The sequence below is a fragment of the Hydromonas duriensis genome, from assembly GCF_004363775.1.
GTDB lineage: Bacteria > Pseudomonadota > Gammaproteobacteria > Burkholderiales > Burkholderiaceae > Hydromonas > Hydromonas duriensis.
In genome coordinates this window covers 72,023-94,292 of record NZ_SNZE01000001.1, presented here as the reverse complement: position 1 = coordinate 94,292, position 22,270 = coordinate 72,023, and the positions used below count along the sequence as shown (strand labels likewise).

General features: G+C 45.9%; 23 protein-coding genes and 1 tRNA gene. 12 read left to right on the top strand and 12 right to left on the bottom strand.

The window, feature by feature from the left end; translation table 11 throughout:
* Positions 1–417 precede the first annotated feature (417 nt).
* From petA to DFR44_RS00425, 5 genes are all read left to right on the top strand, one after another.
* Positions 418–1,044, top strand: coding sequence for a ubiquinol-cytochrome c reductase iron-sulfur subunit (petA, locus tag DFR44_RS00445; protein WP_133618737.1), 627 nt, complete (start codon positions 418–420; stop codon positions 1,042–1,044).
* Position 1,045: 1 nt separating this feature from the next.
* Entirely contained in the window at positions 1,046–2,452 is a 1,407-nt protein-coding gene (locus DFR44_RS00440) for a cytochrome b (RefSeq protein WP_133618736.1), read from the top strand.
* Between the two features lie 15 nt (positions 2,453–2,467).
* On the top strand, positions 2,468–3,352 hold the full coding sequence (locus tag DFR44_RS00435) for a cytochrome c1 (RefSeq protein WP_211336866.1): 885 nt from the start codon (positions 2,468–2,470) through the stop codon (positions 3,350–3,352).
* Positions 3,353–3,536: 184 nt separating this feature from the next.
* The gene (locus DFR44_RS00430; RefSeq protein WP_133618735.1) at positions 3,537–4,139 is read left to right on the top strand and encodes a glutathione S-transferase N-terminal domain-containing protein; all 603 of its coding nucleotides are present in this window, start codon (positions 3,537–3,539) and stop codon (positions 4,137–4,139) included.
* A gap of 34 nt (positions 4,140–4,173) precedes the next feature.
* Complete coding sequence (locus DFR44_RS00425; protein ID WP_133618734.1) at positions 4,174–4,605, top strand: ClpXP protease specificity-enhancing factor; 432 nt, start codon at positions 4,174–4,176, stop codon at positions 4,603–4,605.
* Between the two features lie 105 nt (positions 4,606–4,710).
* On the opposite strand, the gene DFR44_RS00420 is transcribed toward DFR44_RS00425, so the two are convergent.
* The gene (locus tag DFR44_RS00420) at positions 4,711–5,811 is read right to left on the bottom strand and encodes a DUF3108 domain-containing protein (RefSeq protein ID WP_133618733.1); all 1,101 of its coding nucleotides are present in this window, start codon (positions 5,809–5,811) and stop codon (positions 4,711–4,713) included.
* A gap of 190 nt (positions 5,812–6,001) precedes the next feature.
* Here DFR44_RS00420 and DFR44_RS00415 point away from each other — a divergent pair, with 190 nt between their 5' ends.
* From DFR44_RS00415 to DFR44_RS00405, 3 genes are all read left to right on the top strand, one after another.
* Entirely contained in the window at positions 6,002–6,691 is a 690-nt protein-coding gene (locus tag DFR44_RS00415; protein WP_133618732.1) for a PhaM family polyhydroxyalkanoate granule multifunctional regulatory protein, read from the top strand.
* Positions 6,692–6,796: 105 nt separating this feature from the next.
* Positions 6,797–7,672 (top strand): cupin-like domain-containing protein, encoded by an 876-nt coding sequence (locus DFR44_RS00410; RefSeq protein ID WP_133618731.1) that lies wholly within the window; start codon positions 6,797–6,799, stop codon positions 7,670–7,672.
* A gap of 82 nt (positions 7,673–7,754) precedes the next feature.
* Complete coding sequence (locus DFR44_RS00405) at positions 7,755–8,591, top strand: hypothetical protein (protein ID WP_133618730.1); 837 nt, start codon at positions 7,755–7,757, stop codon at positions 8,589–8,591.
* 18 nt (positions 8,592–8,609) lie between these two features.
* Here the strand turns inward: DFR44_RS00405 and DFR44_RS00400 are convergent, their stop codons facing one another.
* From DFR44_RS00400 to lgt, 4 genes are all read right to left on the bottom strand, one after another.
* Positions 8,610–9,221, bottom strand: a complete 612-nt coding sequence (locus DFR44_RS00400; protein ID WP_133618729.1) for a hypothetical protein — start codon at positions 9,219–9,221, stop codon at positions 8,610–8,612.
* An 83-nt stretch (positions 9,222–9,304) separates the two neighbouring features.
* Positions 9,305–10,585, bottom strand: coding sequence for an AmpG family muropeptide MFS transporter (locus DFR44_RS00395; RefSeq protein ID WP_133618728.1), 1,281 nt, complete (start codon positions 10,583–10,585; stop codon positions 9,305–9,307).
* 14 nt (positions 10,586–10,599) lie between these two features.
* A complete protein-coding gene (locus DFR44_RS00390; RefSeq protein ID WP_133618727.1) occupies positions 10,600–11,391 on the bottom strand; it encodes an exodeoxyribonuclease III in 792 nt (263 codons plus the stop codon).
* A 136-nt stretch (positions 11,392–11,527) separates the two neighbouring features.
* The gene (gene lgt / locus DFR44_RS00385; RefSeq protein ID WP_133618726.1) at positions 11,528–12,400 is read right to left on the bottom strand and encodes a prolipoprotein diacylglyceryl transferase; all 873 of its coding nucleotides are present in this window, start codon (positions 12,398–12,400) and stop codon (positions 11,528–11,530) included.
* A 353-nt stretch (positions 12,401–12,753) separates the two neighbouring features.
* Here lgt and DFR44_RS00380 point away from each other — a divergent pair, with 353 nt between their 5' ends.
* The gene (locus DFR44_RS00380; protein WP_133618725.1) at positions 12,754–13,071 is read left to right on the top strand and encodes a c-type cytochrome; all 318 of its coding nucleotides are present in this window, start codon (positions 12,754–12,756) and stop codon (positions 13,069–13,071) included.
* A gap of 52 nt (positions 13,072–13,123) precedes the next feature.
* On the opposite strand, the gene DFR44_RS00375 is transcribed toward DFR44_RS00380, so the two are convergent.
* The 4 genes from DFR44_RS00375 to DFR44_RS00365 form a co-directional block, all read right to left on the bottom strand.
* Entirely contained in the window at positions 13,124–14,311 is a 1,188-nt protein-coding gene (locus DFR44_RS00375; RefSeq protein WP_133618724.1) for an MFS transporter, read from the bottom strand.
* 151 nt (positions 14,312–14,462) lie between these two features.
* On the bottom strand, positions 14,463–16,073 hold the full coding sequence (locus tag DFR44_RS00370) for a peptide chain release factor 3 (protein ID WP_133618723.1): 1,611 nt from the start codon (positions 16,071–16,073) through the stop codon (positions 14,463–14,465).
* Positions 16,074–16,207: 134 nt separating this feature from the next.
* The gene (locus DFR44_RS11365) at positions 16,208–16,384 is read right to left on the bottom strand and encodes an NF038104 family lipoprotein (protein ID WP_162845099.1); all 177 of its coding nucleotides are present in this window, start codon (positions 16,382–16,384) and stop codon (positions 16,208–16,210) included.
* A gap of 10 nt (positions 16,385–16,394) precedes the next feature.
* The gene (locus DFR44_RS00365) at positions 16,395–16,847 is read right to left on the bottom strand and encodes a hypothetical protein (RefSeq protein ID WP_133618722.1); all 453 of its coding nucleotides are present in this window, start codon (positions 16,845–16,847) and stop codon (positions 16,395–16,397) included.
* Positions 16,848–16,995: 148 nt separating this feature from the next.
* Here DFR44_RS00365 and ruvA point away from each other — a divergent pair, with 148 nt between their 5' ends.
* Positions 16,996–17,580, top strand: a complete 585-nt coding sequence (gene ruvA, locus DFR44_RS00360; RefSeq protein WP_133618721.1) for a Holliday junction branch migration protein RuvA — start codon at positions 16,996–16,998, stop codon at positions 17,578–17,580.
* Between the two features lie 37 nt (positions 17,581–17,617).
* Here the strand turns inward: ruvA and DFR44_RS00355 are convergent, their stop codons facing one another.
* A complete protein-coding gene (locus DFR44_RS00355; protein ID WP_133618720.1) occupies positions 17,618–18,391 on the bottom strand; it encodes a YdcF family protein in 774 nt (257 codons plus the stop codon).
* 159 nt (positions 18,392–18,550) lie between these two features.
* Here DFR44_RS00355 and ruvB point away from each other — a divergent pair, with 159 nt between their 5' ends.
* Entirely contained in the window at positions 18,551–19,609 is a 1,059-nt protein-coding gene (ruvB, locus tag DFR44_RS00350; protein WP_133618719.1) for a Holliday junction branch migration DNA helicase RuvB, read from the top strand.
* A gap of 78 nt (positions 19,610–19,687) precedes the next feature.
* On the opposite strand, the gene DFR44_RS00345 is transcribed toward ruvB, so the two are convergent.
* Positions 19,688–20,521, bottom strand: a complete 834-nt coding sequence (locus DFR44_RS00345; RefSeq protein ID WP_211336865.1) for a hypothetical protein — start codon at positions 20,519–20,521, stop codon at positions 19,688–19,690.
* A gap of 311 nt (positions 20,522–20,832) precedes the next feature.
* Positions 20,833–20,908 (bottom strand) — tRNA-Arg (locus tag DFR44_RS00340).
* 151 nt (positions 20,909–21,059) lie between these two features.
* On the opposite strand from DFR44_RS00340, the gene DFR44_RS00335 reads away from it, so the two are divergent.
* Complete coding sequence (locus DFR44_RS00335; protein WP_133618718.1) at positions 21,060–22,265, top strand: FAD-dependent monooxygenase; 1,206 nt, start codon at positions 21,060–21,062, stop codon at positions 22,263–22,265.
* Positions 22,266–22,270 lie beyond the last annotated feature (5 nt).

Sequence of the window (22,270 nt, the reverse complement as noted above, 5' to 3'; positions counted from 1 at the left end):
CGCCATCAATGTATAACCAACTATAACCAACTATAACCAACACGTACTTGCTTCAAAACAAATCATTTTCGTTTGAATCAATAATGTTTTAATCACAGCCTCACAACAGACATCACTTAGAGTGTCGAATCATAAACAACATTGACTTTTGCTTTCTCATAAACAAATAAAACATGAGTTAGTCACGCTATCGAGAGGAGCGAACCAATCATTTGTCTTCGGTTGTTGTACAAATTCAAACTTTATCTCAACTCATGACGCAAATCGCTTTAAAGGAATGTGAGTTTACGATACAATAGTAGGGTTATTATTGGGTAGAAAAAATAGAGAAAAATTTGCTGAAAGTATTTACAAGGCATACCTCTTCTCCACATTTTCACCTTACCGATTTAATCAACTCAACCATAGGGGTCGTCCATGAGCGATCAACAATCGAAAAATCCTCCGATGGATAAAGAGCGGCGCAATTTGCTACGTGCCACAGGTGGTCTAGGTGCATTGGGTGCAGCCGCATTTGCAACGCCTTTAGTGGCAAGCTTTGCGCCTTCAGAAAAGGCGAAAGCTGCAGGTGCGCCTGTTGAAGTCGATATCGGCGACTTGAAAGTCGGCGAGCAAAAAGTAGCTGAATGGCGCGGCAAGCCCGTTTGGATTATCCGCCGTTCCGACGAAATGACCGCTGCTTTGCCTAAAAATGACAATGAATTGGCAGATCCAAATTCTGAAAAGCCGTTCACCATGCCTTTACCTGAATACTGCAACAACGCTTTTCGCGCTCGTGCAGAACATAAAAACATTCAAGTATTGGTCGGCGTTTGCTCACACTTAGGCTGCTCACCTTCTGAAAAATTCAAAACAGGTGCGCAAGCGGGTTTACCTGACAACTGGCCAGGTGGTTATTTGTGCCCATGCCACGGCTCTCGCTTTGACTTAGCTGGTCGTGTGTTTAAGAACGTTCCTGCACCAACCAACTTGGACGTACCCCGTTATATGTTTGTGACCGACACGAAAATCGTGATTGGCAAAGACGAGAAAGGTGAGGCGTAAAATGTTTGATTACAACAAGCCAGAAGAAAAAGGCGTTTTAGGCTGGATTGACGCTCGCTTCCCGCTCTCTAAAATGTACAAAGAGCACATGAGCGAATACTATGCGCCGAAAAATTTTAATTTTTGGTACATCTTCGGCGTATTGTCGATGGTCGTTTTGGTGATTCAAATCGTCACAGGTATTTTTTTGGTGATGAACTACAAACCTGACGCATCGTTAAATGCAGCAGGCGTACCCGTTGCATTTGCCAGCGTTGAATACATTATGCGCGAAGTGCCTGGTGGTAAATACATCCGCCTGATGCACTCTACAGGTGCATCCATGTTCTTTGTGGTAGTCTATTTACACATGTTCCGTGGCTTGCTCTACGGTTCATATCGCAAACCACGTGAACTGGTATGGATTTTCGGCTGTTTGATTTTCTTAGCATTGATGGCCGAAGCATTCATGGGCTATTTATTGCCATGGGGGCAAATGTCATTCTGGGGCGCTCAAGTGATTGTGAACTTGTTCTCTGCAATCCCAGTGATTGGTCAAGATTTATCGATTTTCATCCGCGGTGATTACGTGGTTGGCGACGCAACTTTGAATCGTTTCTTTGCCTTACACGTCATTGCAGTTCCTTTGGTTTTGCTTGGTTTAGTCGTTGCGCACATCATTGCATTACACGAAGTGGGTTCAAACAACCCTGACGGCGTTGAAATCAAGAAATTGAAAAACGACAAGGGCCTTCCACTGGATGGTATTCCATTCCATCCGTACTACTCAGTACACGACTTCTTTGGTATTTGTGTGTTCATGATTTTCTTCTTTGCCATCGTGTTCTTTAAACCGAACATGTGGGGCTACTTCTTAGAAGACAACAACTATCTACAAGCAAATGCATTCCAAACGCCGCCGCACATTGCACCTGTTTGGTACTTCACTCCGTTTTATTCGATGTTACGTGCAGTGACTGATCAAATGAAGTTTGTGTTTATTGGTCTGATTTTGTTAGCAGGCGCAATGACATATTTCCGTGGCCGCATGGCAGAAAATACCAAACTTGGTTTAGTGATTGGTTCGGTAGTGCTCAGTATTTTTATGTTCTTCACTGAGGCTAAATTCTGGGGTGTCGTGGTCATGGGTGCAGCCATCATCACATTGTTCTTCTTGCCTTGGCTAGACCGCTCACCTGTTAAGTCGATGCGTTACCGCCCCAAATGGCACTTTGCTTTACTGATGTGTTTCGTTGTGAACTTCGCGATTTTAGGGTACTTGGGCGTAGCACCCACTTCAACCTTAGGCGGTCAAATCTCACAAGTTGGCACATTGTTTTACTTTGGCTATTTATTCTTGATGCCTTGGTGGTCGTCAGTAGGCGAGTTCAAAACTCCGCCTGAACGTGTTAATTTTAAACCCCACTAATTAAAGGACAACGAAATGCTGTACTTTCTCACTAACAATTTTGTCTATGTGATCTTTGCGTTGGTACTTGCAATTGCGGGTTTAGCAGCATGGATGACGTTTATTAACAAAGAAAAATATACGGGCGGACCAATTACGGCGGCCCATCGTAAGTTAATATTTTTGTTCAAAGCCTTAATCGCCTCATTGGTCGTTGGCGTTGGCATTATCGTCTTTAGTGGCGGTCATACTGGCGTACCGACTAAGTCAGCCAAGATTGATGTCACTGACCGCGCTTCTTTGCAACACGGTGCGGCGGTTTTTCGTGACTACTGCTTGAGCTGTCATGGTTTGTCACTGGTACGTTACAACCAGTTGACTAAATTGGGCATTTCTGAAGACGACATCAAAGCAAAAATGATGACCACCACTGATAAGATTGGTGACACCATGCAAGTGGCCATGAATCCTGCTGACGCAAAACGTTGGTTGGGTGTTGCGCCTCCTGATTTATCTTTGATGGCGAATGCAAAAGGTGCTGACTATATTTACTCGTATTTGACTGGTTTTTATAAAGACGATACGCGTGAAACTGGCTGGAACAACCTGTATTTGGCCAATGTGGCGATGCCTCATGTTTTGTGGCAAGAAGAAGGTATTAAGACTGCGAAGTTTGTTGAAGTCGAACAGCATGGTACAAAGGTAAAAGAGTTTGAAGGTTTTGAAATGATTCAACCTGGCAAACAAGATGCTGAGGCCTACGACAAAACTGCTCGCGATTTGACCAACTTCTTGGTTTGGGCAGCCGAACCAGACCAAACTCAACGTAAGAACATTGGCTTTGCAATTTTGGCGTTCTTGTTGTTACTCGCCTTTGTTGCGAACAAACTTAGTAAAAATTACTGGAAAGACATACATTAATCAGTAATAACTAACAAAAAGGCAAGCATAGCTTGCCTTTTTTGTTTGAATTGCGCACACTGTCACATCGGTATGAATCGGTATGATTTTGATTTCAAAATGTTCATCAGCTTTGGCTAGGTAAACATTTTTTAATCACAAAATTTACGTTTAATTTTTTACGTATTTCATTAAGGACTTTAACATGATGGTTTTATACTCGGGCATGACTTGCCCATTTTCACAACGCTGCCGTTTCGTTTTATTTGAAAAAGGCATGGATTTTGAAATTCGCGATGTTGACTTATTTCAAAAACCAGATGACATCATGATGATGAATCCTTACGGACAATTGCCAATTTTGGTTGACCGCGATTTAATTTTATATGAATCAAACATCATCAACGAATACATTGATGAGCGTTTTCCACACCCTCAACTCATGCCTGCTGACCCTGTCATGCGTGCACGAGTGCGCTTGATGTTGCTGACGTTCGAGCGTGAATTGTTTGTTCATGTCCAAACACTTGAAAATCCAGCTCGTCAATCTGAGCACGAGGCAGCAGCTAAGCAAATCACCGACCAATTGACTCAGTTGTCGCCCATTTTCGCCCATAACAAATATATGTTGGGTGATGACTTCACCATGCCTGACATTGCTTTAGCCCCTTTATTATGGCGTTTAGAACATTATGGCATCAGCCTACCCAAGTCAGCCGCGCCTTTGTCAAAATACGCCGAACGCATTTTTTCGCGTCCGAAATACATTGAAGCATTGACGCCCTCTGAAAAAGTTATGCGCCGTTAATATGTCTATTTTGCCCATCTGATAAAGGATAACCATGCTCGATGCCACTCAAAAACCGTATATTGTTCGCGCACTGTGGGACTGGTGCAATGACTTAGGTCAAACGCCACACATTCTTGTGCAAGTTACCGAGCACGCACGCGTACCAATGGCCTACGTTAAGGATGGTCGAATCGTTTTGGATGTGAGCATGGAGGCGACGAGTGATTTGAACTTGGCGGGAGATGCGATTGACTTTCAAGCGCGTTTTGGCGGTGTGGCGCATCACATCCATGTGCCCTATCGCAACATCATTGCAATTTTTTCGGCTGAATCTGGGCAAGGAATGTCTTTTGAGTTTGAAGACGTGACGCAGGATGAGGCTGCTCAATCCCCGATTGATACTCAGAACGAATCAGAAGATGAGCCACCCAGCCCGACTACGCCTCCTACAGGCAAAGGCAGTCCTTTAAAACTCGTCAAATGAAGTTGCAAGGGGAACCATGTGTGGCAAAACCCTCAATTTGAATCAATAGAAACCCGTGAGTGATCTCACGGGTTTTTTAAATCAAGTGATGCGAACAGCGCTTTATCAACTGGATTTTCGACTGACAAGTTTGACCTTACCCGAAACAAAACCCAACTCAATTTGTAATGGCCGATAGTTTTTGTCAGGCACAAACCATACATCAATGCTTTGAATACTGCCACTCGGAATTTTAATGCTGGCGGGAGTGGCTTCAAAAGCGCCCTCCTGCGTCGAAAGTCTATCAACAGGTTTAAAAGTCACGGTTGCCATTTCAATTACAGTACGTTTACCAATGGGTAACTGCAAACTATTGCCCGCTCGTGCTTGCTCTGGGTGTTGTTGCAGCAAGGCTTGTAAATATGCGATGGCGGATAAATAATCATAAACCGCGGTGTACGTCAAGGGTTGGGTTCCGCCCGAACCTGTAAAATTAATTTCTTTAGCGGCATAGTCAACTTTAAAGTTACTGCCCGTATGTTCACTGCCCATACCTAAAAACTTTATCGCACGACCATCTTTAAAGGACGTTGTCGCCAAAGTATTCTCACGCAACTCACCTTCAGAATGGGCACTGAATTTACCGAACGAAGCGTGTGCGACTAACTCAGCAGTGTAATTGCCCTTATTCCGATTAAAGGTCAAAGTAGCGCCACCATCGGCTTCGATATTGCCTTTGTTAACATGCGCATCATATTGAATTTGAAAGCCACCGATGGGCTTAACAGCCACTGGAGTGCCATTGGTTAAAGGCTTATTGCCTCCACCATTTCCGCCCGCTGTATTGCCTTCATCGCTGGAAGCCGCCTGGATTTGATCTGCTGATGCGGCTGTGCCATTAGCAGCGGTGATGTTTGAACCATTTGGAGGAGTTGGCTGTTTATTTTCAGTGCCACTGGACGTTGTTTTATTATCATGCGATGCGCTATTTTTAGCTTGCACTTGAGCAGAAGTGTTAAGCCTCGTCACTTCAGCGGTATGTTCAATCGGCGTTTTTTCAGTCGCTGGCGCAGGTAAAATAGTGGCATCAATAACATCTGGAGGCTTAACATCTGGCGTGCGCAAATCGCTAGTGGCAAACCACAGTGACAGCAACAACGCACCGTGTACGGCCCCGCTGAACAATACATTTTTAGCACTGCGTTTTAAAGGAATAATGAGAGGCATAAAATAAGTTTATTAATTTGAGTAACATCTAAGGCGTCGTTCAGATAATCGGTTGACCGCTATTTAATATCATGCGGTTTGAGTGTAGCAAAAAACTTGTCGACACGTAAAAATCGGTGTCTAATGCAACATTAATATGTCGTGTCAACGAAGGTAATACCATCCTTAGCTCAAAAAATCAGGAGGCACTATGTTTTCAAAAATTCCAGCTTTTTTTTCTATGCCCAACAATAATACCACGGGTGATAACGCCCCCAGTTTTTCTGGCATGCCTTTGGTGAACCCCTTGCTTAACGATGCACAAACCAATATTGAAAGCCTTGATGAGCGCATTCAACAACTTGAATCTGTCGCGCAATGGCTGAATATGAATTTACAAATGGTCAATGGTACCGTACAACAATTACAAGTACAAAAACAAACCCTACAAGCCTTAGCGCAATGGCAAGCGTTGTCAAAAGATGCTTTGGGTGAACTGGCCAAAATCAACCCGTTTGCAGCCGCACAGATACAAGAAACCCCAATCAAAGCAGAATCCAACACGCAGCCCAACACAACAACACGAACTAGAAAACCAAGCAAAACCAATAAAAGCAGTCGCACAAGCCATGCAACAGACGAATCAGCCACTCAACAAACAAGCGCCCAAACGGAGTCCGCCCCCCCCGTGGAGACTCCCGCTGCATTTGAGCAAATAGCCCATACGTGGTGGAATGGTTTGCAAAGTCAGTTCGCTCAATTGGCTCAACCAATGATGCAGGCGGTTAAAAGTGCCAATGACAATGCAAATGAACCCGCCCCTACGGCTGCAAAAACAGCTGGAAAAACGACCGCTGTCCCCAAAAAATCAGCGCGTCCAAAAGTCATAAAAAGCAAATAGGCCACAGATAAATAAAAGCCGATAACGCTATAATATGACCGCTCAGAAAAAACAATTCGCTTTTCTAAACCGTCATTTCATTCACACTAAACAATGGAGTTGGACATGGGGTTTAATTACCTTACGGTCGAACGCGTCTCGACCATCAGCCCTCAAGATTTTTATACACACTATGTAAAACCACAAAAACCTGTGGTTATTGAACGACTCACCGCCGATTGGCCTGCTTACGAAAAATGGCATTTTGAATACATCAAACAAGTTGCAGGCGAACAAATTGTGCCTTTGTATAATAACGACCCTGTCGATTACAATAAAAAAGTGAATGAGCCAGATGCCAGCATGCCGATGGGGCAATACATCGACCAATTGGTCAGTGGTCGCACCAATTTGCGAATATTTTTATACAACATCATGAAGCATGTGCCTGCCTTGCAAAACGATTTTAAGTTTCCTGATTTGAAACTTAAGCTACTTAAGGGCCTGCCTATGCTATTCTTTGGCGGTAAGGGCGTGAATGTATTCATGCATTTTGACATTGATTACGCCAATATTTTGCATTTCCATTTCGCAGGCGAAAAGCGTTGCGTCCTTGTGCCCCCACAACAAAGTAAATTCATGTACAAGATACCGTACGCTGTGATTTGTCGGGAAGACATTGATTTTGACAACCCTGATTTTGACAAATGGCCAGCCTTACGCCACATCACCCCATATGTCGCAGACTTAAAACATGGTGAAATGTTGTACATGCCTGAAGGTTATTGGCACTACATGAAATACTTAACACCTGGTTTCTCAATGAGTTTGCGTGCGTTGGCGACTAAACCCAAACATTTGGCTCGCGCGTTCTATAATATTTTCATTGCACGCTATTATGACAACTGGATGCGCCAGCGTAAAGGCGCGGCGTGGTTGGCTGAAAAAAATCAACGTGCCATTAGCGAGACCCACCAACATCTAAACGCAATGAATTCATAATGTTTCGCTCTTATCCATTCACTCCAGCTATCAAGAAAAAACGGTTGAGCGGGCACAAGGGCATCGTACAGAAAGTCGGCGCATGAATCGTCTATTTATTCATCAAATTTTTTACAATGAAACCACACGCCAACATCTAGACCCTGGTTTTATTCCACTAAATAATCTGCGTAACGAACGCCCCGACTGGTATGAGTTTTGGCCGATATATCAATATCTTCGCGCGCATTTAAACACAATGGACGAGCAAGATTATTATGGTTTTTTGTCGCCCAATTTCACTCAAAAAATGGGACTCAGTTCAACTGACGTGATTCATTTTATTCATCAGCGCTTTCAGCCCGATGTAGATGCTTACGTGTTATCCCCGTTTTGGGACCAAATTGCCTTTTTTCGAAATGTTTTTGAGCAAGGTGAGTTTTGGCATCAGGGATTAATGGACTTGTCTAGCCAGTTTTTTCAACGCGTTGGCATCCAAACCAACCTGTCTCAACTCATCACCCATAGCCAAAATACCGCTTACTGCAATTACATCATTGCCAAACCTCGATTTTGGAGACGGTGGCTGTGGTTAGCGGAACAGCTATTTGAAATGGTTGAAACAGGAAAAGACGATTTTTCCCAACAACTAAGCGGTGCAACTTTCTACCGAAAAAAAGGCGTTTACCCCATGAAGACGTTTGTACAAGAACGCTTGGCAACTTTCATATTGGCTACTGAAGATTTTCAAACCGTGGCGTATGATACTTTTTCGTTACCCGCATCTTTGGCTATGGAAAACAACCCTTACTGTTTAACCTTATTGGCTTGCGATGCCTATAAACAAGCGTTTTTACGCACGGGCAACCGAACTTTTGAAGGGGCTTTTGCTTTGGAACAGCAGCGTATCACGCCTGATTTTTTGAAAAATGTGAGATAAAAGAGGGCAGTATTGGCATTAACGGCAAGGAAGCCAAGCACCTGTTGAGTTCTGGCACAATCCCGCTATGTTTTTATTAGGCGCATGGCGTGCGGCTGAATTTGATTCGGTCGGAACGGATACGGGCTCTGGTGCACGCACAATCGGCGCTGGTGCTGTATGAACAAACGTGGTGACTGATGGAACTGGAACAGGTACAGGCGTAACCGTTCTATTTGATTTGGCCTCTGCTTTGAATTGAGCTGATGAACCAATTGACTTAGGCTTGGAGCGTGCAACAAGCGAAGTCGCTTGACTTTGACTCTCCGACGGGGCGTCTTGATTTGGGGTTGAGGAGACCATCATAGCGTTTGGTTGTGCATTTAAATCATTGAACGAGCTGACGGGCGCACTTGGCTGCTCGACAACAGTAGGGGGTTCTGATGATGAATGTGTTGCATCAGCCCCTGCTGGCTCAACAGGCGCGGGCTTATCAACCAAAGCTTCCTCCACCTGTTTCGCCGCAGCCCCTGCATTTAAATAGGTCGTGCGCTGATAAGGTTCTGGCAATACACCATCGAGCTGCTTCGTACTATACAGTCCAAGCAGAATATTCAACAGGAGGAGAAAAGAAAAAATAAAATATTTCACAATCCGTATATCTTATATGTTTTTTGTTAAACGCGCTATACCCTTTAACATTTTTAACACACTAAATTGCAATTATTTATATCTTATTCTAACGGCTTTGGCGTTTTTGACCAAGGGGCAACCTTAAATAGCATCAGCATGCCAGGGATGGCCAACGCTGTACACAAGTAAAAGAAATTTTCCCAGCCCATATTCTCAACCAACTCACCCGTCAATGCGTTAATCACCGAACGAGGCACCGCAGAGAGGCTTGTAAATAAAGCCAATTGGGTCGCCGTATAAGCTGGATGCGTTTCACGCGCCATGTATGCCACAAAGGCCGCCGTGCCCAAGCCCACCCCTAGGGCTTCAAAGCCAATCACAAAAGCCAACATACCACGCTCCGTCACACCGATTTCAACAAAAGGTCCAGAATGCGCCAGCCATGCAAACCCTAAAATTGACACCACTTGTACCACACCAAAAAGCCACAAAGCGCGGTTGATGCCTAATTTAAGCATCCAAATACCGCCGACAAATGCACCTAAAATTTGCATGGTTAAGCCACTGCCTTTAACAACCGAGCCAATGTCTGTTTTACTGAAATGCATGTCCAAGTAAAAAGGTGTTGCCAACGCAGTCGCCATGCTGTCGCCCAATTTGTAGAGCAAAATAAAAGCCAAAACAAACAGAGCACTCATCCAGCCACGACGACCAATAAATTCTTTAAAAGGCTCAACGACCGATTGTGCCAATGTGCGTGGGGTTTGCGCCACAAGTTGCGGCTCCTTAACCAGCAACACCATACCGATGGCAGGCAACATAAATAAAGATGTCACCATAAATACAGTTGACCAAGGCAGGTGATCGGCTAGAATCAAGGACAGCGAACCTGGCACAAGGCTGGCGAGCCGATACGCATTGACATGCACACTGTTGCCCAATCCGAGTTCAGCATCGCTTAGAATTTCACGGCGGTAGGCATCCAATACGATGTCCTGACTGGCTGAAAAAAACGCAACGAGAGTCGATATAACCGCAATGGTTTTAATGTCTTGAGTTGGATTAAACAAGCTGTAAGCCCACATGGAGGCCAGCAATGCCACCTGCGTGAGCAGCATCCAACTGCGCCGCCGCCCCATTTTTGGAATCAGGCTATAACGATCCATTAATGGCGACCATAAAAATTTCCATGTAAATGGCAATTGAATCAACGCAAACGCGGCAATGGTTTTAAGGTTGAGTCCCTCACTACGCAACCAAGCGGGCAGTAAATTAATCAAAAAATACAAAGGCAAACCTGAAGCAAACCCCGTAAAGATACAAATCAGCATCTTGCGTGTCAGGATGTGTTGATACCACGGTTTCTGTGAAAATTCAGTCATGTTGTGCTCAAAAATTAAATTTGGGTGAGGTCCGCGGCATAATCCATGATGATGGGCGCGTGGTCTGAAAACTTGGTCTCGGTGTACACCGAGGTGGTTGAAGCATGTTGCAACACCAGCGGTGTTGCAAACTGATAATCAATGCGCCAGCCTACGTTGTTGGCACGGGCTTGACCGCGGTTGCTCCACCACGTGTATTGATGGGTATTGGGCTCAAGCACACGGAACACATCTTTTAATTCAACGGCTTGTAAAAATTGAGTGAGCCATGCCCGCTCTTCGGGTAAAAAACCTGAGTTTTTTAAGTTGCCCTTCCAGTTTTTCAAATCAATTTCGTGATGAGCAATGTTGACATCCCCACAAATGACCAATTCACGACCCTGTGCACGCAAGTTAGCGATATGAGGCAAAAACAAATCTAAAAAGCGATACTTCGCTTCTTGACGCTCGGGAGCGGATGAACCCGATGGAAAGTACACCGAAATCACCGACAATTTGCCAAAACGGGCTTCGACATAACGCCCTTCGTTATCAAACTCGCCTTGGTCAAAACCGATAATGACATCATCAGGCGTGACGCGTGAGTACAAACCCACACCGCTGTAGCCTTTTTTTTGGGCATAGTGAAAATACCCTGTCATTCCGTGTGGCGTGATGAACTCGGGCTGCATATTGTCCTGCTGTGCTTTCAATTCTTGGACGCATACAAAGTCTGGGTTTTGTGAACCCAGCCAGTCAAAAAAACCTTTGGACGCAGCGGAACGAATGCCATTGAGATTGGCGCAAATGATACGGGTAGAAACCATGATGAGTGCTCAATTAAAAAGAGGCTGTATTCTAACTGAAACCATCAGGCAAATGCGCAGAGGGGGCAAAATACATCGCTCGTATTTGCCCCGCTCACTTTGTTAAGTCATACGCAACACACGTTGGTAAACTGGCTTATTTGGCTCGCTTATATGCCATGCCCATCAAGAGCGCCCCCACGATAATCATCGGCAAGGACAACAACTGCCCCATCGATAAATTAAACGTCAACAAACCCAAGTAATCATCTGGCTCACGTGCAAACTCAGCCAAAAACCTGAATACTCCATACCCCATCAAAAACGCAGCGGATACCGCCATAGTAGGTCTGATTTTGCGAGCATATAACCACAACATTACAAACAAAAGCACACCTTCACCGATGAGCTGATAAATTTGCGATGGGTGACGTGGCAATAAACCGTATTGCTCAAACACCTGAGATAATACTGAGCTATCCAAAGCCTGCGGGTTTCGAGCGAGATAATCTTGATCTGCGCCTTGCGCTTGGGGAAACAACATTAGCCAAGAATAAGCCTTGTCGGACACACGCCCCCAAAGCTCACCGTTAATAAAATTGCCCAAACGACCCGACGCCAATCCGAGCGGAACCAGAGGCGCAATAAAATCAGTCACTTGCCAAAAACTACGACGAGTATTGCGTGCATATAGCCACATTGCAGCAACGACACCTAAAAAGCCACCATGAAAAGACATGCCGCCTTGCCATACTTTAATGATGTCTTGAGGATGTGCGAGATAATATTCAGGTTTATAAAACAACACATAACCCAAACGCCCGCCCAGAACAACGCCCAAAACGCCATAAAATAAAATGTCATCCAATTCCAAGGGCTTAAACCCAAGCAAAGGCATTTTGCGTGCGCGGTATTTGCCCAGCAACAAGAAGCACATAAATGCGGCCAGATAGGTCAAACCATACCAATGAACAGGCCAACCAAAAATTTCAAAGGCAATGGGACTGAACTGAGGGTGCATGAGTGGCATAATATTCCTATACAAAGTAAATGCGCCATGGCGACATTCATTGGGTCATCAACTTCAGAGAAAGACAGTCAAATATTCGTTTTTCTGCAAGCTTTAAAAACTATTCTCAGTATTGTACCGAGGTCACGCGTATTTTTCAGCCTTAATAAAACTTAATAAAACACTGAGTAACAAAAAAGCAGAGCAAGTTTTAATCCAAAACCAGACTTTATGTTCTAATACGCCCCTGCATCATTCGCCCACGGCCCAAGGTCATCAGCGGACATTCTTTAATGATGCCAAGCAACACACGCGTCAACCAAAGAGAGACTATAAACCTTACAGCTTCAGTGTCAACTCAGCAGGATACCATCATGAAACTCAAAAACATCACTTATCGCATGCTCGTTGCCAGCGCATTTGCCGCCTCATCCATTGCACATGCGGGGCCAACTGACATTGCCAAAGCAAATAAATGTTTCACTTGCCACACTTTGGACAAAAAAATCATAGGCCCTTCATTCCAAGACATTTCAAAAAAATACAGCAATCAGCCTGGAGCTGACGTTAAACTGATGGATCGCATGCGTAAAGGTGCGGTTGGTGTTTGGGGAAGCACGCCCATGCCCGCCTACCCCGACTTATCGGACGCGGACTTAAAAGCGGTGGTCAATTGGGTGTTGTCACAATAAAACCACAATAGAATAAAAAACCTCGTCAAATAACGAGGTTTTTTATGGCACATCAAACATGATGATGCAAAGTTCGCCCCGCTGATATCGAGATGAAAATTCCGATAAGCGCAAAAACAATCAAAGGCAACATCAGCCCATGAATATTCAAAGCGGTAATGACAGAGGCAAAAATCGGTGGGCCAATAGTTGAACCCATATTGGCCAACTGCGCCAAAGCGCCATTGGCACGCACTTGAAACTGACGCGCGTGGCTTAAGTACGGAATTAAAGCAAACGCCGAACCACCTGAAACACCGCCAAGAAACATTAAAACTAAAGCGGCAGGCGCGACCCGAACACCTAAAACCAAACACAACCAAAACACAGCCCCCGTCAATGCCACCAAAGTAAATGCCCAAGTCGATAAACGAATCGGTGTAAACCACGACTGAGCCAGCCAACCCGCAGAAAAAGTCCCCAACATGCTCATTAAAGGCAACAAAGGCGCGAGCCATAGACTATCTTCACCAGCAAACTGAGGGATAAACGTCATCAACGATACCGATGTTGCGGTGTAACACATAAAGCATAAACCAGGCATCATGGTGTTCAAATGACTATACACCTCCTTATGCTGACGCAACAATACGGACAATTTTGGCAAGTGCGCAGCCGCTTCCTCAGTTTCATCCGCATGTAAAGTCACAAACACTGCCAACCACATTGCGCTTATCAAACAGGCATGCACCACCAATACACCATGCACGCCAAACTGATGAACCAATACGGGCGCGAAGATGGAGGCAACGACAAAGCCCGCCCCAAAAAAAGTACTCCATAAGCCCATCGTAATCGAGCGGTGCTGAGGTGCACTACAAGCCGTAATCAAGATGGGCGCAATCACAATAATAATCAGATGCGACAAGCCCTCAAGCATCCGCGTCATAAAAAACAAAGGATAGGGCAACATGAATGTCTGCAAAATAGACAACACCGCACCTAAACCTAACCCAACCAGCAACAAACGCCTAAAGCCCAAAGCATGTGCAAACAAGCCAGCGGCGACGCCAAAAATCAGCCCCACCATCCCAACAATCGACAGACACCAACCCAATTCTGCAGGCGTAACCGCATAAGCGGTCAAAAAATCTTTGAACACAACGGCCACCTTGGCAAATTGCATCGATGCAGTCAAACCGCAGCACCACAATAAAAATATGCGTGCCCAGTGCGTCTGGGTTGGAACGTGATGAGGCATAAGCTCCCTTTATGAAATGTAAACAGCCCTATGGCAACACCGAGTAGGTGCTGCAATGTGAGTTTTCACTCTCGGTCTTTCAGCGTGTTTAAAAAATTGGTATGGGTGTATTTTTGTGCAGCCTGTCCTACACAAAAATACTCAACCTAAATCATGCGCTCAGATTAATCGCGTGTTCGCGTGTTTTATGAAACACGATGTCGGGATGACGCTCTTTCATCAAATCTAAATTCACACGGTGATTGGCCAAATAGGTCAAATTACCACCCGCATCCTCGGCGAGATTATTCATTTGAGTTTTTTCAAACTCCGCCAATTTGGTTTTATTGTCACAACTCACCCAGCGCGCAATGTTAGTCGAAGGCGTTTCAAACACAGCCTCCACACCATATTCACTTAACAGACGATGGGCAACCACTTCAAACTGCAACACGCCGACCGCACCAAGCACCATGTCTGAGCCATTGAGCGGCTTGAACACCTGTACCGCGCCCTCTTCACCGAGCTGCTGCAAACCTTTTTGTAATTGTTTGATTTTCAATGGGTTTTTAATGCGAACGATGCGAAACAATTCGGGGGCAAAAAACGGGATGCCTGTAAAAGCGAGCATTTCACCCTCAGAAAAGCTGTCGCCAATTTGAATATTGCCATGATTGGGAATACCGATGATGTCGCCCGCAAAAGCTTCTTCAATAATTTCGCGGTCATGCGACATGAATGTCACCACAGAGTTAGCGGCCATGTCGCGGTTCAAACGCAGGTGCTTCATTTTCATACCACGTTCAAACTGTCCTGAACACACGCGCAAAAATGCGATGCGGTCGCGATGTTTCGGATCCATATTTGCTTGAATTTTAAAGACAAAACCTGAAAACTTGCCTTCTGTCGGCTGAACCTCACGCACCGTCGCATTGCGCGACGCAGGCGCAGGCGCCCAATCAATCAAAGCGTCTAAAATTTCTCGCACGCCAAAATTATTAATCGCTGAACCGAAAAATACAGGGGTTAATTTGCCCGCTAAAAACTGTTCCAAATCAAACTCATGCGACGCGCCTTTGACCAGCTCAATATCCATGCGCAATTGTTCAGCTTCGTCCTTGAACAACTCATCCAAACGTGGATTGTCCAAGCCTTTAATGATTTCCACATCCAAGTTGATTTTTTCGCCACCCGCCTCGAACAACAACACCTCATCACGCAGCAGGTGATACACACCTTTAAAACTGCGCCCCATGCCAATTGGCCACGTAATCGGTGCGCAATTGATGTTCAAAACACTTTCAACTTCATCGAGCAAATCCAACGAATCGCGCACCTCGCGGTCGCATTTATTCATGAAGGTCACAATCGGGGTGTCACGCAAGCGACACACATCGAGCAATTTAATCGTTTGCGCCTCCACACCTTTGGCGGCATCAATCACCATCAAGCCTGAGTCAACTGCGGTGAGGACGCGATAAGTGTCTTCCGAGAAGTCTTGGTGACCAGGGGTATCCAACAAATTGACGGTGTGGTCTTTGTATTCAAACTGCATGACCGATGAAGCGACCGAAATGCCACGCTGCTTCTCAATGTCCATCCAGTCAGAAGTCGCGAATTTACCTGTTTTTTTACCTTTGACTGTGCCTGCCTGTTGAATTGCGCCTGAAAACAGCAATAATTTTTCAGTCAATGTGGTTTTACCCGCGTCGGGGTGAGAAATGATGGCGAAAGTACGGCGATGCTCGACTTCGTGGCGAATGCGGTTTAAATCTGCGGACATGTGAATCAATCAAAAAATAGACGAAACCGCTATTTTACGTGAAATTCAAGCAGCGGATAACAGAACATTTGCGGCTTCTACCGTTGTTCAGCACACCGCAAACCGCATAGCAACGATTGGCGTTTAAGCAATTTTTACTTGGCCTCACCATCAGGAATGGCCAAGTCCACCACTGCCGCGCCTGCTTTAACTGTGGTTTTAACTGCAGTCGCAGCCACAGAAACGGCCGCCCCCGCAACACTCACCACAGCACACCCCATAAACGTGACACACGTTGCCACTAAAATGACCACTCTCAACAACCGCTTCATATCCATTGTCCTAACAATTGTGTTGATGTTTTCGGTATTTTTGACATCCACGCTCTGAAAATCGCTGCCAGTCATACCGATAGGCCGCCCGCTCAAACCAATTATCCCGATAAAATCGCCGCTTGTGCAGCACCTGCCACAGCCCATTAATCACATAAAGAAAAGGCAAAAACACACCCCAACGTTCAGTTTGGCGCACATGTTCAAACTCATGCGCCGCGCAATAACACAGCTTCTTCATATCACGCGCAATGACCACATGCCCCAATGTCGCCGCATACATCGCCCCCAAAGGGTGTCTTTGCAACCACACATCCAACCAACCACCCCATGCACACAAAGCCCCTGTCGAACCCATGCGCAACCAGCCGACACGTGGGCGGCTGGGCGCAGCCAAAAGCAACACCAACAAACCGACCATTGTAACGGGCAAGGCCCATAAAAACTTAACAACCTTTAACATCGCCACTCATCAGTCAACAAACCAACATTCATCAAAACAGGGAACTTTCTTTTATACATTTTTTTCGGACATCTCAAACCAAAAACTCTTTTATAAATGACCTAAATAAGCTTATGCGATAATAGCGCAACTCAACAAAGGACACCCCATGCTTGCAAAAATCACTGGCACTCTTCTCGAAAAAAAACCACCACAAGTCGTCATTGACACTGCACAAGGCCTCGCCTATGAAATTGACGTGCCCATGAGCACATTCTACGTCTTACCCAACACAGGCGAACCCACCACATTATTTTTGCACCTTGCTATTCGGGAAGATGCGCAACAACTGTTCGGTTTTGCCACCGCCGCTGAACGCAGTAGTTTTCGTATGCTGATTAAAATTTCAGGCATCGGTGCACGCACCGCATTGGGGATTTTGTCTGGCTTGTCGTCTGACGACTTGCAACAAGCTGTGCTCGCGCAAGACATCTCGCGCCTAACCAGCATTCCAGGCATCGGCAAAAAAACCGCCGAACGGCTCGTCCTTGAATTGAAAGACAAACTCAAAGGCGCGAATTTCAACTTCACCGAAACCGCCAGCAAACCGCATGACGAGCGCGACGACATCGCCGCCGCCCTCACAGCACTGGGTTACGCCGATAAAGAAATCAACAATGCACTTAAACACGTCCCCGCCGATATGGGCGTGAGCGCGGGCATACGTCAAGCATTGCAATATTTATCGTCTTGATGCACCCACATGATTAGACATTAAATCGTCTCACCAATTAAATCTCGTTCAACAGCCAACTGCTAATCGAAGCAAAATACTCACGCAACCAAGCGTTGTAACGCAAATAGAGTGGCGTAGGCGCAGAAATCACTTGAACATTTTGGTAACCAAGCTTTTGCGCGATGCGCAATGCTCGCAACGTATGAAAATCACTGGTCACAATCGCAACAGGCTCAGATAAACCCTCATCCAGCATCAGTTGACGCGAAAATCGTAAGTTTTCATCCGTACTGGTGCTTCTCTCCTCTTGGTGAATCCGTTCTGCGGCTATATTATTTCTCCGCAACGCATCCCCCATCACTTGCGCCTCTGCACAATACAATCGGGTATCCTGCCCGCCGCTGACAATGATTTGCGACTCGGGCCATATCTGCGCCGCTTCAGCTGTTGCCTCTAAACGCGCAGCCAACAAAGGCGATACCTGACAATTGGGCGTACCCGAGCCCAATACAATCAACGTATGGATATTTGTTTTGATGTCTGTTGAATGCGGCACATGAGCGATGCGCGAGAAGAAAAAACATAAACTTACTATCCAAAGCAATAGCCCAACACCTGACCATTTGAGCCATTTTAATACGTTAGGACGTTGACGCATGAGCATCACAAGCCGATTGAAACGCCATGCTGTAAATACACATAACAATCCTAAAAAGAGCGGAACAATGATACCCAAGTTCAACAAGTGCATTGACATCAAATAAATGCTGTCCAGAGCCAAAAACAAGCCAACAAACAAAAGTGCGAGTCGCAAGAATATCGTTTTCATATGTATTTAAAATTTTAATAAAGCGCAATTAGAACATAAAACGACGAAAACAGTTAAACCGCCTTTACTTTCAATGAGTCTTTATTTTCGATACAGCGTTCGTTGTACAATAGCACTCCATCGCTCGTTTTACGTTAAACACATTTTTAAGAGCCCGCTATGAGCACAATCGTCACCGATGATTTTTCCCCCGAAGACTTCCCTAACCGCATCGTTGATGTGAAACCACCGCGCGAGGAGGAGCAAATCGAGCGTGCTTTACGCCCTAAATTATTAGACGATTACGTTGGGCAACAAAAAATCCGCGATCAATTGGATATCTTTATTGGTGCGGCAAAATCTCGCAAGGAAGCGCTTGACCACACCTTATTATTTGGACCGCCAGGCTTAGGTAAAACCACATTGGCACACATCATCGCTCGTGAAATGGGTGTCAATTTAAAGCAAACCTCTGGCCCCGTGCTTGAGCGCGCGGGCGATTTAGCGGCGTTATTGACCAATCTTGAAGCGAACGATGTCTTGTTCATCGACGAAATCCACCGCTTATCTCCCGTGGTTGAGGAAATTTTATACCCCGCGCTGGAAGATTATCAAATCGACATTATGATTGGTGAAGGCCCTGCCGCACGTAGCGTTAAACTTGACTTGCAACCCTTTACTTTGGTGGGCGCAACGACACGCGCGGGAATGCTAACCAATCCTTTGCGAGATCGCTTTGGTATTGTCGGACGTTTAGAGTTTTACAACGTCGCCGAGCTGACGCACATCGTTAAGCGTTCAGCACGTTTATTAAATTGCGAAGTGGATGAAGAAGGGGCCATTGAAATCGCACGTCGCTCGCGAGGCACACCTCGAATTGCCAATCGCTTATTGCGCCGCGTGCGCGACTATGCTCAGGTGAAAGCCAACGGCATCATCAGTAAAACTGTTGCGGATGCGGCTTTAAAAATGTTGGATGTTGATCCAGTTGGTCTGGACATGATGGATAGAAAACTATTGGAAGCGATTTTATATCGTTTCAATGGTGGCCCTGTTGGTTTGGACAATTTAGCAGCTTCCATCGGCGAGGCCAAAGACACCATCGAAGACATTATTGAACCCTATTTAATGCAACAAGGTTATTTACAACGCACCCCCCGTGGCCGCATCGCCAGTCCAATGACTTTTGCACATTTTGGCGTTGAAATGCCCAATGATGGACTCAATTTGACTTTTTAACGGCTCATTCGCCATAAATAAAAAACCTTCCATCAACGGAAGGTTTTTTTATTAGGTCAATCAATTTCAACCGCTCAATCACGGGCGCGGTGTAATTGGGAATGGCCAAATTGCTGCGGGTTTCGCTGCGGGTGGTTCCACAACAGGCTTCACGGTGGCGGGTTTGGCTGCCGTTTTAGCCGCTGGCTTCGCCGCTACTTTTTTCGCTGCGGGTTTGACCGCTGCTTTAGCTGCTGGCTTCGCTGCTACTTTTTTCGCTGCGGGCTTGGCTGTCGCTTTAGCCGCTGGCTTCGCTACTACTTTTTTCGCTGCGGGTTTGGCCGCTGCTTTAGCTGCTGGCTTCGCTGCTACTTTTTTCGCGGCGGGCTTGACCGCTGCTTTAGCCGCTGGCTTCGCCGCTACTTTTTTCGCGGCGGGTTTGGCTGCTCCTTTAGCCGCTGGCTTCGCCGCTACTTTTTTCGCGGCGGGTTTGGCTGCTGCTTTAGCTGCTGGCTTCGCTGCTACTTTTTTCACTGCGGGTTTGGCCGCTGCTTTAGTTGCTGGCTTCGCCGCTACTTTTTTCGCTACGGGCTTGGCTGTCGCTTTAGCCGCTGGCTTCGCTGCTACTTTTTTCGCTGCGGGTTTGGCCGCTGCTTTAGCCGCTGGCTTCGCCGCTACTTTCTTGGCTGCGGGTTTGGCGGCTGCTTTAGTTGCTGGCTTCGCCGCTACTTTTTTCGCTACGGGCTTGGCTGTCGCTTTAGCCGCTGGCTTCGCTGCTACTTTTTTCGCTGCGGGTTTGGCCGCTGCTTTAGCCGCTGGCTTCGCCGCTACTTTCTTGGCTGCGGGTTTGGCGGCAGCTTTCACAATCGGTTTAGTAGATGGCTTAACCACCTCTTTTTTCTTTTCAGGTGCTGCTTTTTTCGCTACGGCCATTGACCACTCCTTTTTGTTCAGAGAAATGTTACACGTTCATAGAAAGCACTCATTAAGAAAAAACTGTACTTACACACTAAGACCTAACAACCTAAGAGATAGACCAGTGAAAAAATGCGACACATTTTTGTTTTTTCTTAAATTATTTGCATCATACCTTAAATATGTGGTATTGCAAATTTAATTATTGGCTTTTTCATAATGCTGTCAATAGCTTAAGCTTTTTTGATAAAAAAACCACACTCAATTCTGCTCGCGCTACGTTTGAAAACAACAATTTGCTTAAGACTAAAAATACAAAGAACTTGAGGTGGCGCGCCCGACTGGAATCGAACCAGTGACCCTTGGCTTCGGAGGCCAATACTCTATCCACTGAGCTACGGGCGCATGCTGTGCGATATTTTTATTGTTATGATGCAAGTGCGCATGATACATGTATTTGTCGGCCGCGTCCATGTAAAGGGCATAAATACGAGCGTTGAGGCGACTTGTCTTTTATAATGCGCTTGGTTTTCTTGAATAGAATGGATACATTTTGATGCAAAATCAATTTGACGTCATTGTGGTTGGTGGCGGAGTTATCGGCAATGCCAGTGCTTTGGGCTTGGCGCAAACAGGTTTGCGTATGGCGCATGTTTCACAAGACGCGCCTGTGATGCAAGGCGAACATTTAGACTCACGGATTTATGCTTTATCGCATGACAACGTGGCGTTGTTTAAACGGTTGCGCGTATGGGATGCATTGGATGCCTCTCGCATATGTGCGGTCACAGATATGTGCATCCAAGGCGACGCTGGGCAGCATCTGTCAAGCACTCGCGGGGTGCTGAATTTAAAAGCTGACGATGCCAACATAGCTGAATTGGCGTGGATTATCGAACAAAACAATATGCAGTTTGCCTTGCAATCTGCATTGCGCTTCGTGCCAAATTTAACCTCCATTAAAGCGACGGCGACCACGTTGAACATTTTGGACAATGGCGTTCAAATCACAACTGAGACGGGACAAGTCATCACAGGTACTTTATTGATGGCGGCTGACGGCGCTCATTCTTGGGTTCGCCAAGCTCATCACATTCGGCTTTCTAGTTTTGATTATGACCAAAGTGGTATCGTGGCCAATTTTGATTGCGAAAAACCGCATCAACAATGTGCATACCAATGGTTTTTTGACAATGGAGACGTTCTCGCGTTGTTGCCCTTGCCTCAACAACGTGTTTCTATTGTGTACTCTTGTGCCACGCACATGGTCAAAGATGTAATGGCTTTAGACAGCGACGAACTATCAGCACACATCTCGGCGTTATCACATGACACATTAGGTCAATTGAAATTACTCACGCCTGCACAAGCATTTCCCTTAAAACGTCGTCGTGCCGATAGTTTCATTGCACCTCATACGTTATTGCTCGGCGATGCGGCCCATACGGTTCACCCTTTGGCTGGTCAAGGTTTAAATTTGGGTTTACAAGACCTTGCTGCATGGCTTGATATTTTGAAGCACAAAGAATCGCATCGCGCTGTGAACGACCCTGTTTTATTGCGCCGATATGCGCGCGCTCGGCTCGCACCCATTGCTGAAATGCAGCATGTGACCCATGCGCTCAACCGCGTATTTCAACATCCTCACCCTTTGGTGCGCCACGCACGCAACATCGGCATGAATCTATTAGACAAGTTGCCACCAGTCAAACGCCGCTTAATTCAATCCGCCATGGGGCAATCAAACACGACATCTTCATAAAGTAG

Excerpts from the sequence above, each read along its gene's own strand:
- petA (WP_133618737.1), top strand. The coding sequence starts at position 418 with ATGAGCGATCAACAATCGAAAAATCCTCCGATGGATAAAGAGCGGCGC.
- DFR44_RS00440 (WP_133618736.1), top strand. The coding sequence starts at position 1,046 with ATGTTTGATTACAACAAGCCAGAAGAAAAAGGCGTTTTAGGCTGGATT.
- DFR44_RS00435 (WP_211336866.1), top strand. The coding sequence starts at position 2,468 with ATGCTGTACTTTCTCACTAACAATTTTGTCTATGTGATCTTTGCGTTG.
- DFR44_RS00430 (WP_133618735.1), top strand. The coding sequence starts at position 3,537 with ATGATGGTTTTATACTCGGGCATGACTTGCCCATTTTCACAACGCTGC.
- DFR44_RS00425 (WP_133618734.1), top strand. The coding sequence starts at position 4,174 with ATGCTCGATGCCACTCAAAAACCGTATATTGTTCGCGCACTGTGGGAC.
- DFR44_RS00420 (WP_133618733.1), bottom strand. The coding sequence starts at position 5,811 with ATGCCTCTCATTATTCCTTTAAAACGCAGTGCTAAAAATGTATTGTTC.
- DFR44_RS00415 (WP_133618732.1), top strand. The coding sequence starts at position 6,002 with ATGTTTTCAAAAATTCCAGCTTTTTTTTCTATGCCCAACAATAATACC.
- DFR44_RS00410 (WP_133618731.1), top strand. The coding sequence starts at position 6,797 with ATGGGGTTTAATTACCTTACGGTCGAACGCGTCTCGACCATCAGCCCT.
- DFR44_RS00405 (WP_133618730.1), top strand. The coding sequence starts at position 7,755 with ATGAATCGTCTATTTATTCATCAAATTTTTTACAATGAAACCACACGC.
- DFR44_RS00395 (WP_133618728.1), bottom strand. The coding sequence starts at position 10,585 with ATGACTGAATTTTCACAGAAACCGTGGTATCAACACATCCTGACACGC.
- DFR44_RS00390 (WP_133618727.1), bottom strand. The coding sequence starts at position 11,391 with ATGGTTTCTACCCGTATCATTTGCGCCAATCTCAATGGCATTCGTTCC.
- lgt (WP_133618726.1), bottom strand. The coding sequence starts at position 12,400 with ATGCCACTCATGCACCCTCAGTTCAGTCCCATTGCCTTTGAAATTTTT.
- DFR44_RS00380 (WP_133618725.1), top strand. The coding sequence starts at position 12,754 with ATGAAACTCAAAAACATCACTTATCGCATGCTCGTTGCCAGCGCATTT.
- DFR44_RS00375 (WP_133618724.1), bottom strand. The coding sequence starts at position 14,311 with ATGCCTCATCACGTTCCAACCCAGACGCACTGGGCACGCATATTTTTA.
- DFR44_RS00370 (WP_133618723.1), bottom strand. The coding sequence starts at position 16,073 with ATGTCCGCAGATTTAAACCGCATTCGCCACGAAGTCGAGCATCGCCGT.
- DFR44_RS11365 (WP_162845099.1), bottom strand. The coding sequence starts at position 16,384 with ATGAAGCGGTTGTTGAGAGTGGTCATTTTAGTGGCAACGTGTGTCACG.
- DFR44_RS00365 (WP_133618722.1), bottom strand. The coding sequence starts at position 16,847 with ATGTTAAAGGTTGTTAAGTTTTTATGGGCCTTGCCCGTTACAATGGTC.
- ruvA (WP_133618721.1), top strand. The coding sequence starts at position 16,996 with ATGCTTGCAAAAATCACTGGCACTCTTCTCGAAAAAAAACCACCACAA.
- DFR44_RS00355 (WP_133618720.1), bottom strand. The coding sequence starts at position 18,391 with ATGAAAACGATATTCTTGCGACTCGCACTTTTGTTTGTTGGCTTGTTT.
- ruvB (WP_133618719.1), top strand. The coding sequence starts at position 18,551 with ATGAGCACAATCGTCACCGATGATTTTTCCCCCGAAGACTTCCCTAAC.
- DFR44_RS00345 (WP_211336865.1), bottom strand. The coding sequence starts at position 20,521 with ATGGCCGTAGCGAAAAAAGCAGCACCTGAAAAGAAAAAAGAGGTGGTT.
- DFR44_RS00335 (WP_133618718.1), top strand. The coding sequence starts at position 21,060 with ATGCAAAATCAATTTGACGTCATTGTGGTTGGTGGCGGAGTTATCGGC.